The following is a 10,026-nucleotide window of genomic DNA, read 5'->3' on the forward strand; positions in this document are numbered from 1 at the left end:
CGTGACGGGTGTTCAGATGATGTGGGCCTCCGGGCGGGCACCGGTGTGCCCCGCGTTCCCCTCCCCCGCCGGGCCGTCGAACCGGCTCGCCGCCAGCGGGCCGATGTCGAGGAACGGCTCCCGGCCCAGGTAGAGGTCGCGGATCAGCTCCCCCACGGCGGGCGCCTGGAGGAAGCCGTGCCCGGAGAAGCCGGTGGCGTACAGGAAGCGGGGTACGTCCGCGGCCTCGCCGATGAGGGCGTTGTGGTCGGGGGTGGTCTCGTAGAGGCCCGCCCAGCCGTGGCTGACCGGCAGGGTGGCCAGGGCGGGCGCCCGGCGGCCGGCCGCCTCACGGAAGGGCGCCAGCCACTCCCGGCTGAACTCCCGGCCGAAACCCGGCTGCTGGCGCGGGTCCGACATGCCGAGCAGCAGCCCGCCCGCGCCGTCGTTGTGGAAGTAGGCCGTGGAGGCGAAGTCGAGGGTGAAGGGGATGCGGGGCGGCGGGGTGTCCAGCGGCCCGGTGAAGGCGATCTGCCGGCGCAGCGGGGTCACCGGCAGCCGTACGCCGGCCATCGCGCCCACCTCGGCGGACCAGGCGCCGGCGCAGCAGATGACGGTGGTGGTGCGTACGGTGCCGTGCGGTGTCCGTACCGCGTCGAGGGCGCCGTCGCGGATGTCGATCGCGGTGACCGGGCAGTGTGTACGGATGGCCGCGCCGTGCCGCGCCGCCGCGCGCAGATAGCCGGCCACCGCTTCCCGCGGGAGCGCGTACCCGTCGGTCGGGCAGTGTGCGGCGGCGACGATGCTGTCCGGGTCGAGGTACGGGCACAGCGCGGCGGCCTCGGCCGGGCCGATGATCCGGCTGGGCACCCCGAGCGCGTTCTGTGCCGCCACGCCCTCCTCGAACAGGGCGCGTTCGGTGGCGTCGCCGAGCAGGAAGAGGTAGCCCACCTGCGCGAACCCGATGTCGGCGCCGGGCCGTTCGCCGAACGCCCGCCACGCCTCCAGGCTGCGCCGGCCGATGCGGATGTTGAGCGGGTCGGAGAACTGGGCGCGTACGCCGCCGACGGGTTTGCCCGAGGAGCCGGCGGCGGGCGTGTCGCGCTCCAGCAGCAGTACGCCGCGTACGCCGGCCTCCGCCAGGTGGAACGCGACGCTCGCCCCGAGGACGCCCCCGCCCACGATCACGACGGCGGCGCGTCCGGGGAGGGGGGCCGCGGCGGTGTCGCCGTCCGTGCCGGTACCGCGGTCCTCGGCCGTACGTCGCTCCATGCGGACGCCTTCCGTCGGCTCGCTCGGTGCGCTGCGGGGCGCCGCCCACGCGGCGGCGGGTGTGCTGTTCCGTGCCGGTACGTGGGGTGCCGTCGGTTCCGATGGTGACGGCCGCGGTCCGCCCCGTCCATGCGGCGCGCGCCCGGCCGGTGCTTTCCGGTCGGGCCGGTCACCGGCTCAGGTCGTCCACGAGCGTCGGCGACGGGCGGAGGATCTCGCCGAAGTCCTCGTCGTCGCCCGCGACGGTGAGGCGGTTGATGACGTTCTCCAGGGCGGCGGGCAGGGTGGGCGCCAGACCGCTGTGCCACTGCACGAGCAGGGCGTGCCGGGCGGCGTCCGGCAGCAGGCGCCCGGCGTCGAAGGCGACGGACGGCGGCGCTTCCTCGTCCGGGTCGTGGGCGGCCTGGGTGCGCCAGTACGCCGCGTCGCGGAACTCGCCGTACCGGCGGTGCGAGAGGTACAGGCAGTAGGCCGCGGTACGGCTGCCGCCGCCGGCGCCGAACCGCCACCAGAAGTCGGCGGCCTCCGCGCGCCCGGTGATGTGCAGCAGGCAGGCGAAGACCAGGGCGCCTTCGGGGTCGATCCGGTGGTCGTCGACGAGCCGGGCCAGGCTGTCCGCCGCTGCCGCGGCGTTGACCACCAGGGCGCAGGCCAGGTCCAGTTCGTGGGCCGCCTCGTCGTGGGCGCTCGGGTAGACGGTGGGCGCCGGGGCGTCCGGGCGGGGCCCGGTGGGGTACGCGGCCCCGGTGTCCTCGTAGGTGTCGCCGGTGAGCCGGTCGCGGGCGGCCACGGTGTCGTAGGCGCCGTAGGACTCGGCGAGCACGTCGGCGGCGGCGGCGAGCAGGGACTCGATGGTGTCCCGGCCGGCCTGGTGGGTGTGCGGCATGGGTCACTTACCCTTCGTGGTGCCCGGTTCGATGCCCAGGGCGGCGGCGATCCGGCGCTTGCCCCGGCTCGCGTGCGAGCGGACGGTGGCCTCGTCGACGCCGAGCAGGGCGGCGATCTGGCGGTCGGAGTATCCGACGACATGGCGCAGGACGATCACGTCGCACTGCCGCTCGGGCAGCCGCGCGATCGCGTCGTACAGGCCCAGCTGGCTCTCCAGCAGGGCGAACTGCTGCTGGCACTCGCGCAGCAGCGCGCGGGTGACGACGGCGAAGGCGGCGCTCTGGGTCAGGGCCGTGGCGCGCCGGTGCCGGCAGAGCCAGTCGACCACGGACTCCTTGAGGACGGCCCAGGCGTAGGAGTCCACCGAGGACTGTTTGAGCGCGTACGGCCAGCACAGCCGTAATCGCTGGTAGGCGGTGCCGGTCACCTCCAGGGCGGCGTCCTCGCTGCCGGTGTGCAGATAGGCGTAGGCCAGCCATTTGCGGTAGTGCGTCTCGTGGAACGCCTCGAAGGCGAGGGCCAGCCGCCGGCCGGCCTGTCGCAGCGGTTCCCCGGCCGGGCACGGTGGCCGGTCGTGGGTCACGGCCGCTCCCGCCGGCCGTGGCGCCCGGCGCCGGGGCCGCGGCCCGGGGCGCTCGGCGGCAGGGGGCTGTCCCGGTACGTGCTCACGTGAAGTCCTCGTTCCGTTCGCCACTGTCCGGGAGGCCGGCAGGCCCCGGCGTCAGCGGGAGGGCGACGGCCCTCCCTTCCAATGAACCGGAAAACGTGCCCCGTTGTGGCACCGACCCCGAAGAAATATCCCCGGCGCGATGATGTGATGACTCGGTGCGGGGGCGCCCGGCCCCGGCACGCGCCGGTGCACGGCCGTGGGAGCGGGGTAGTGCTCCCGGGACGGCCCGGCAGCACTGCAGGGGAGGCGGAGAGTGCGATGAGTGAGCAGTACGGTGAACCGGTGGTGGACCTGCAACTCGACCGGGCCCACTCGGCGCGCATCTACGACTACTTCCTCGGCGGGCGGACCAACTTCCTCGCCGACCGTACGGCCGCCGCGAGCGTGCTCACCGTCTTCCCGTCGGCGGCGGTCGCCGCGCGGGTCAACCGCGAGTTCACGCACCGCGCGACCCGGGCCCTGACGCGGGCGGGGCTGCGCCAGTTCCTGGACATCGGTACCGGCATTCCCACCTCGCCCAACCTGCACGAGATCGCCCAGGGCATCGCGCCAGAGGCCCGTGTGGTCTACACGGACAACGACCCGATCGTGCTGGCCCACGCCGCCGCGCTGCTGCGCAGCACCCCGCAGGGGCGCACCGCCTACCTCCAGGCGGACGTCACCGACCCGGCCGGCATCGTCGCGGCGCCGCAGGTCCGGGAGACCCTGGACCTCCGCCGCCCGGTCGCGCTGAGCCTGAACGCCCTGATGCACTTCGTGCCGGACGACGGGCGGGAGCAGGCGCACGAGATCGTCGAGTGTCTCAAGGCCGCCCTGCCCAGCGGCAGCACGCTGACCATGACCCATGCCACCGCCGACTTCGCCCCCGAGGCGATGGCCCGGATCTCGGACATCTACGCGGCGGCGGGCACGTCCGTGACGTTCCGTACGGAGGCCGAGTTCGCCCGCTTCTTCGACGGCTGGGACCTGCTGGAGCCCGGCATCACCCTGGCGCACCACTGGCGGCCGGACGACCCGGGCGACGCGTCGCAGGTCCCGGACGCCGTGGCCGCTTCGTACGCCGCCGTGGCGCGCCGGCCCTGACGCGGGGCGGCCGGCGACGGCCGCGGGGGGGCGGCGGCTCCCGGGGGGCGGCCGTCCTACTTCAGGTTTCCCTGCTGGGCCGTGAACGCGGGCGGCGGCTCCACGTCGTGGACGTGCGGCAGCTGGGAGATCAGTTCCGTGGTCAGGGCGGCGGTGGCACCGATGGCCTCGGGGAGTTCCACGGCCTGGGCGGGGGGCTGGGCCGCGGCGGTGACCGAGCCCGCCAGCAGGGCCGCGGCGGCAATCTTCTTGATCATGCCGTGCACAACGAGCGCCCCGGCGCACGGGTCACCCCGCCGCCCGCACCGGTGTGCGGGCGGCGGGGTGCGGGCAGGCCCGGCGGTCCCTCACCCCGGCGGGGGTGCGGCCGCCGCGCCGGGGTCAGGTGCTGCCGCCGCCCTTGTTCCTGAGCGAGTCGCGCATCCCCTGGACGTTGCCCTTGGCGTCCTCCATCGCTCCCTTGGCCTTGCCCTTGGCCTGGTCGGTGCGGCCCTCGCCCTTCGTCCGCTCGTCTCCGGTGACCTTGCCCTTCATCTCCTTGGCCTTGCCCTTGGCCTTGTCCATGGCGCTCTCGCCCATGACCTGCTCCCTCGGTCCGGTTGGTGGGACAGCATCACGCTGCCGCAGCCGGGCACCGGCCGCATCCGGAGGCGCCTACCGGTAGGGGCCCGTTTCCGGCGCCCCCGTACGAGGACCGGCCGGTCCCGGCCTTCCCCCGGGCCTGCCGCCACCGTCTCCATTGACCTCTCCGGCAGCCGGGGCCAAGGTGTCCCCCGCAGTCCCGGATTCCCCCGACTCCAAGGACGCCCCATGCGAAGACGCAGCTTCGTCAGCGGCCTCGCGGGCACGGCCGCGGGCCTCGGCCTGGCCGGCACCGCGCTCCCCGCGACCGCCGCCCCTTCCCCCGCCCCTTCCGCCTCCGTTCCCTCCGCCGCGCCCGGCTGGTCGGCCGTCCCGGTGCCCGACGCGCGGCCGGGCGCCCGGCTGTACGGCGTGGCCGCGGCCGGGCCGGGGCTCGCCTGGGCCGTCGGCGTGGAGGGCCTGAGCAACACCGGTGAAGGCACCGCGGTCGCCCTGCGCTGGGACGGTGCCGCCTGGTCCCGTACGGAGCTGGGGCAGCTCGCCGCGGCCGGCGCCCTGACCGCGGTCACGTCCGCCGGTGCCCGTACCGCCTGGGCGGTGGGCGCGAACGGCCTGCTGCTGGCCTGGGACGGCAGGGCCTGGCAGCAGACGCCGTACCCGGGCCAGGGCGCGAGCGGCACCACCGTCACGGACGTCGCGGCCACTCCCGACGGCCGGGCGTGGGCCAGTGGCCGGCACGACGGCCGCGCCGGGCTGCTGCACTGGGACGGCCGCCGGTGGCGCTGGTGCGCCCCGCTGCCGGACGCGGCGGCGCCCACCCCCGGGCACGTCCATGTGGCGCCCGGCGGCGAGGTCTGGGTGTACGGCGACGTCATCGCGCGCTGGGACGGCGCGTGGACCGTGCTCCCGTACACCGCCGGCATCCGCGCCACCGTCTCCGGGCTGCTGCCGGTCGCCCACGACGACATCTGGCTCACCGGTTACGCCTACGGCATCGGCGGCCCGCCCGGGAAGCCGCCCGGCGTGCGGCTCGAACACTGGGACGGCACCCAGTGGACACAGGTCAAGGGGCCGTACGGCGTCGGCCTGCTCAGTTCCATAAGCGGTGACCGGCTGGGCCGTCCCGACCGGATCACCGGCTGGGACTTCTGGGACCAGAAGCGCTCCCACTACCTGCGGTGGGACGGCGCCACCTGGGTCAGCGAGCGCGGCCCCGAGATGCCCGAGACGGCCCTGATGACGGACCTGACCCGGATTCCCGGCACGGCCGGGTACTGGTCCGTGGGCACCACGTCCTTCTACCCGGGCAGCACCGCCCGGCTGCACGTCGAACGCTTCGGGTGAGAGGCGGTGGCCCCTGACCCGGGGCCACTCGCCTGCGACGAGGACGCCGCCGAGGGTGCGGCGCAGCGCCCGGCCGCGGGCGCGGCACGGGGCCGGGCCAGGTCCGCCGTTCACCCGTTCGCCCGTTCCGGATCGCCGCCCGCACGCCGGACTTCTAGCGTCCGTACGGCGGAGCGTCCCCGCCTGCGTGACCCGCGGCCGAAGGAGTTCGACATGCGCCGGCTCATCGCCGTACCGACCGTCCTGCTGGCCCTCACCGTCGCCGCGTGCGCCGGCGGCGGACCGGACGACACCGCGGCGTCGCCCGCCGCCTCCGGCTCCGCACCGGGCGCGAGCCCCACCAAGAGCCTGAAAGGCGGCCCGGAGGGCGGCGCGAGCCCGTCGGAGCCGGGCGGTTCCGGCTCCGCCGTCCCGGGCCAGCCGCTGGACTGCGGCGCGCTGCCCGACGCCATGGGCGAGGGCCTGTCCGCCCAGCTCTTCTCCGGGCCCGGTGCCGGGCCGACCGCGGGCTGTGCCGAGGCGCGCAGCGTGATGGCGGAGTTCTTCCGCAAGGCGGACGCGAACCGGCCGTCGCTGACGGTACGGGGCTGGGAGTGCCAGTACGAGAACGGGCCGACCGGCACCTGGCTGAGCAGTTGCCGCAAGGACGGCGGCCGGCAGCAGATGCACACCGAGGAGGCGGGCCGCTCCGCGGCGCCGGACGCCCCCGGGCAGTCGCCGGGCGACCCGGGCCAGTCCGAGCTGCCGGAAGGTCCTCAGCTGCCCGGCGGGGGCGAGGAGTCGCAGACCTCGATCCGTCTGCCCTGGTTCCGCGTGTGACGGCCGCGGCCCGGCCCGCCCCGGCCGCCTCTCCCGTCACCCCGCCCGCTCGATGCCCGCGAACCAGGCCGGCCCGTCGTCCATGGCCATCTTGATCCGCGCCACCGCGAACTCCTCCAGCTCCGGCAGGGCGTCCAGCGGGAACCAGCCCACCTCCAGCGACTCGTCGTCGTTGACGGCGGCCTCACCGCCGACGGCGCGGCAGCGCAGCGAGATGTCCATGAACTGGCACACGTCGCCGTTCGGGTAGCGCACCGGCTGCAGCGCCTCGACGAGGATCACCCGTTCGGGGACCACGTGCACCGCCGTCTCCTCGAAGACCTCGCGTACCGCGGTCTCGGCCGGCTGCTCCCCCGGCTCCGGGATGCCGCCGATGATCGACCACATGCCGTTGTCCGCTCTGCGGCCGAGCAGCACCCGGCCGCGGCTGTCGAAGACCACGGCGCTCACGCCGGGGAGCCACAGGAGCTGGTGGCCGATGTCGGCCCGGAGGTCACGGATGAAGTCGGGTGTCGCCATACCGCGCACCCTAACGAGAGCCGGGTGACAGGAGCGTCACCCCGACGCGCACCAAACACCCGCCGAACTCCCGTTCGAGGGGCGCGGTCAGGTTCCGGCCCGCTTCTTGTCGATGCCGCACCGGCCGCGGATGCAGCGCACCGCGTTCTCGGCGTCGTCGACCGTGACCGTGAAGCTGCGGCCGTCGCCGAGCCGGAGCACCACGGCCTCACCGCGCCGTACGACCACGGCCGTGCCCTGCTCGGGACGCCAGCGGTAGCCCCAGCCGCCCCAGTGGCGCGGGGTGACACGGGGCGCGAAGTCCGCGCCGACGACGTGGTCGAGGGGGATACGGCGCCGGGGCAGGCCCATGTGGCCGCACCGCACCTCCAGGCAGTCCTGGTCGACGCGTACGGCGACGTGCACGAAGGCGAGGGTGCCGAAGAGCACCAGCAGACCGGCCAGCACACAGCCGACCACCGACATCACCAGCGGCGCCAGGCCGGAGGTCCAGGCGCTGTCGACGGCCAGCTCGATGCCCAGGGCCAGGCAGGCCGCGCCGATGCCCGCCAGGAGCCACTGCGCGCGGTTGGTGGCACGTCCGTGCCACACCTCGGGGGCGGCCGCCGGATCCCGGTGACTGCCGGAACCCCCGCCGTCACCGGCCGGGCCGCCGTGCTCGTCGGGGGCTGCCGCCCCCTCGTGGGCGTGGTCCCTCATGAGACGCAGCGTACGCTTCTTCGCCCCTCCTGGCAGCGTGTCGCGCGTACTGCCGGGGCCTCAGGGGCGGGCGGGTCCACCGGTCCGGGCCGGGCCGGACAGCAGGCGCCCCTCGGCGTAGGCGAGCGCGGCCTCGGGGAGGCTGCCCGGCCGGCCGCTGAGCAGGACCGTGACGGTGCCGGTGGGCTCGGCCCCGGGGGCCGGGTCGGCGCCGGTGCGGCGCAGCGCCTGGGCGGCGACCGCCTCGGCGGAGCCGAGCAGGACGAGCGCGGGGGCGCCGGGCCGCTGGAGGGCGGCGCGGATGCGCTCGGCGACCAGTTCGTAGTGGGTGCAGCCGAGGACGACGGTGCGTACGCCGGGCGGTGTGTTCGCGGCGGCGGCCGCCACGGCGGCGTCGATCGCGGCCTCGTCGGCGGACTCGACCGCGTCGGCGAGTCCGGGGCAGGGCACGCCGGTGACCTCGACGCCGGCGGCGAACTGCTCGATCAGGCCGCGCTGGTACGGGCTGCCGGTGGTGGCCGGGGTGGCCCAGATGGCGACCGGGCCGCCGGTGGCCGCGGCGGGCTTGATGGCCGGGACGGTGCCGATGACCGGCAGTCCGGGCTCCAGCTCGGCCCGCAGGACGGGCAGGGCGTGCACGGAGGCGGTGTTGCAGGCGACGATCAGGGCGTCCGGGCGGTGCGCGGCGGCGGCCCGGGCCACGGCGAGCGCGTGCGCCGCGATGTCGTGCGGCGGGCGGGGGCCCCAGGGCATGCCGTCCGGGTCGCAGGAGAGCACCAGGTCGGCGTCGGGCCGCAGCCGCCGTACCGCGGCGGCCGCCGCGAGCAGGCCGGTTCCGGAGTCCATGAGCGCGATCTTCACCCGGACACTTTACGCCGGGCCGCCCGGTACTTGTCATACCGGTGATCGCCGTCCGCCGCGCCCGTGGGGCCGTCCGGCCAGTTCCGGCCACGGCGGGTGCCGGTGCGGCAGACTGCGGGCGTGGGAGCGATGGAGTGGATCGGTGCCGGGTCGCTGGCGGTCTGGGTGTGGCTGGCGCTGGGGCAGGGCTTCTTCTGGCGTACGGACGTGCGGCTGCCCGCGCGCAGCGATCCGGAACGCTGGCCTCCGGTCGCCGTCGTCGTCCCGGCGCGGGACGAGGCCGGAGTGCTGCCGGTGAGCCTGCCCTCCCTGCTGGCGCAGAAGTACCCGGGGCGGGCCGAGGTGATCCTCGTCGACGACGGCAGTACGGACGGGACGGGGCGGCTGGCCAGGGAACTGGCCGCCGGGCCGGGCGGGCTGCCCCTGACGGTCACCGCGCCCGGCGAGCCGGAGCCGGGCTGGACGGGCAAGCTGTGGGCGGTACGGCACGGCATGGCGCTCGTACGGGAGCGCGGCGACGCGGAGTACGTCCTGCTGACGGACGCGGACATCGCGCATGCCCCGGACAGCCTGCGCGAACTGGTGGCCGCGGCCCGCTCGGCCGGTCTGGACCTGGTGTCCCAGATGGCGCGGCTGCGGGTGGTGTCGCCCTGGGAGCGGCTGATCGTCCCGGCCTTCGTGTACTTCTTCGCCCAGCTGTATCCCTTCCGGTGGGTCAACCGGCCCGGGGCGCGTACCGCCGCGGCGGCCGGCGGCTGTGTGCTGCTGCGGCGCGCGGTGGCCGAGCGCGCGGGCGTGCCCGACAGCATCCGGCACGCGGTGATCGACGACGTGACGCTGGCCGGGGCCGTGCGGCGGGCCGGGGGCCGGATCTGGCTGGGGCTGGGCGACCGGGTGGAGAGCGTGCGCCCGTACGCGGGGCTGGGCCCGCTGTGGCGGATGGTCTCGCGCAGCGCGTACGCGCAGCTGCGGCACAGCCCGCTGCTGCTGGCGGGGACGGTGGCCGGGCTCGCGCTCGTCTACCTGGCGCCGCCCGCCGTGACGGCCGCCGGCCTGGCGTCCGGCGGTACGGCGGGCGCGGTGCTGGGCGGCGCCGCGTGGGCCGTCATGACCGGGACGTACCTTCCGATGCTGCGCTACTACCGGCAGCCGCTGTGGCTCGCACCGCTGCTGCCGTGCACCGCGCTGCTCTACCTGCTGATGACGGTCGACTCCGCCGTCCGGCACTACCGGGGGCGCGGGGCCGCCTGGAAGGGCCGGACGTACGGGGCGCCGGGGGCGTCCTGACGGGGGCTTCCCGAGAAGAGGCG

The 10,026-nt window shown here is 75.7% G+C and carries 12 protein-coding genes; 4 read left to right on the plus strand and 8 right to left on the minus strand.

The annotated features are described in order from the left end of the window. Positions 1-12 precede the first annotated feature (12 nt). From AB0L45_RS28880 to AB0L45_RS28890, 3 genes are all read right to left on the minus strand, one after another. Positions 13-1,251: an FAD-binding oxidoreductase gene (locus AB0L45_RS28880; RefSeq protein ID WP_365844978.1), complete on the minus strand. Its 1,239-nt coding sequence runs from the start codon at positions 1,249-1,251 to the stop codon at positions 13-15. Between the two features lie 169 nt (positions 1,252-1,420). Continuing rightward, complete coding sequence (locus tag AB0L45_RS28885) at positions 1,421-2,137, minus strand: hypothetical protein (RefSeq protein WP_365844980.1); 717 nt, start codon at positions 2,135-2,137, stop codon at positions 1,421-1,423. A gap of 3 nt (positions 2,138-2,140) precedes the next feature. Then, positions 2,141-2,722: an RNA polymerase sigma factor gene (locus AB0L45_RS28890; protein ID WP_365844982.1), complete on the minus strand. Its 582-nt coding sequence runs from the start codon at positions 2,720-2,722 to the stop codon at positions 2,141-2,143. A gap of 345 nt (positions 2,723-3,067) precedes the next feature. Here AB0L45_RS28890 and AB0L45_RS28895 point away from each other — a divergent pair, with 345 nt between their 5' ends. Then, a complete protein-coding gene (locus AB0L45_RS28895) occupies positions 3,068-3,892 on the plus strand; it encodes an SAM-dependent methyltransferase (RefSeq protein WP_365844984.1) in 825 nt (274 codons plus the stop codon). 56 nt (positions 3,893-3,948) lie between these two features. Here the strand turns inward: AB0L45_RS28895 and AB0L45_RS28900 are convergent, their stop codons facing one another. Both AB0L45_RS28900 and AB0L45_RS28905 read right to left on the minus strand, forming a co-directional pair. Then, positions 3,949-4,149, minus strand: coding sequence for a hypothetical protein (locus tag AB0L45_RS28900; RefSeq protein ID WP_365844986.1), 201 nt, complete (start codon positions 4,147-4,149; stop codon positions 3,949-3,951). A gap of 124 nt (positions 4,150-4,273) precedes the next feature. Next, positions 4,274-4,471 (minus strand): CsbD family protein, encoded by a 198-nt coding sequence (locus AB0L45_RS28905; protein WP_365844988.1) that lies wholly within the window; start codon positions 4,469-4,471, stop codon positions 4,274-4,276. 231 nt (positions 4,472-4,702) lie between these two features. On the opposite strand from AB0L45_RS28905, the gene AB0L45_RS28910 reads away from it, so the two are divergent. Together AB0L45_RS28910 and AB0L45_RS28915 are read left to right on the plus strand one after the other, a co-directional pair. After that, positions 4,703-5,818: a hypothetical protein gene (locus AB0L45_RS28910; RefSeq protein WP_365844990.1), complete on the plus strand. Its 1,116-nt coding sequence runs from the start codon at positions 4,703-4,705 to the stop codon at positions 5,816-5,818. 213 nt (positions 5,819-6,031) lie between these two features. Beyond that, positions 6,032-6,637 carry a hypothetical protein gene (locus AB0L45_RS28915; protein ID WP_365844992.1) on the plus strand — a complete coding sequence of 202 codons (606 nt, stop codon included), beginning with the start codon at positions 6,032-6,034 and terminating at the stop codon, positions 6,635-6,637. 36 nt (positions 6,638-6,673) lie between these two features. On the opposite strand, the gene AB0L45_RS28920 is transcribed toward AB0L45_RS28915, so the two are convergent. The 3 genes from AB0L45_RS28920 to AB0L45_RS28930 all read right to left on the minus strand — a co-directional run bounded on the left by AB0L45_RS28920 (position 6,674) and on the right by AB0L45_RS28930 (position 8,716). After that, positions 6,674-7,156: an NUDIX domain-containing protein gene (locus tag AB0L45_RS28920; protein ID WP_365844994.1), complete on the minus strand. Its 483-nt coding sequence runs from the start codon at positions 7,154-7,156 to the stop codon at positions 6,674-6,676. Positions 7,157-7,243: 87 nt separating this feature from the next. Continuing rightward, positions 7,244-7,855: a hypothetical protein gene (locus tag AB0L45_RS28925; protein WP_365844996.1), complete on the minus strand. Its 612-nt coding sequence runs from the start codon at positions 7,853-7,855 to the stop codon at positions 7,244-7,246. A 60-nt stretch (positions 7,856-7,915) separates the two neighbouring features. After that, entirely contained in the window at positions 7,916-8,716 is an 801-nt protein-coding gene (locus AB0L45_RS28930) for an aspartate/glutamate racemase family protein (protein WP_365844998.1), read from the minus strand. Positions 8,717-8,845: 129 nt separating this feature from the next. Here AB0L45_RS28930 and AB0L45_RS28935 point away from each other — a divergent pair, with 129 nt between their 5' ends. Beyond that, positions 8,846-10,003, plus strand: coding sequence for a glycosyltransferase (locus AB0L45_RS28935; RefSeq protein WP_365845138.1), 1,158 nt, complete (start codon positions 8,846-8,848; stop codon positions 10,001-10,003). Positions 10,004-10,026 lie beyond the last annotated feature (23 nt).

This window comes from Streptomyces sp. NPDC052496 (assembly GCF_040679095.1).
Lineage (GTDB): Bacteria > Actinomycetota > Actinomycetes > Streptomycetales > Streptomycetaceae > Streptomyces.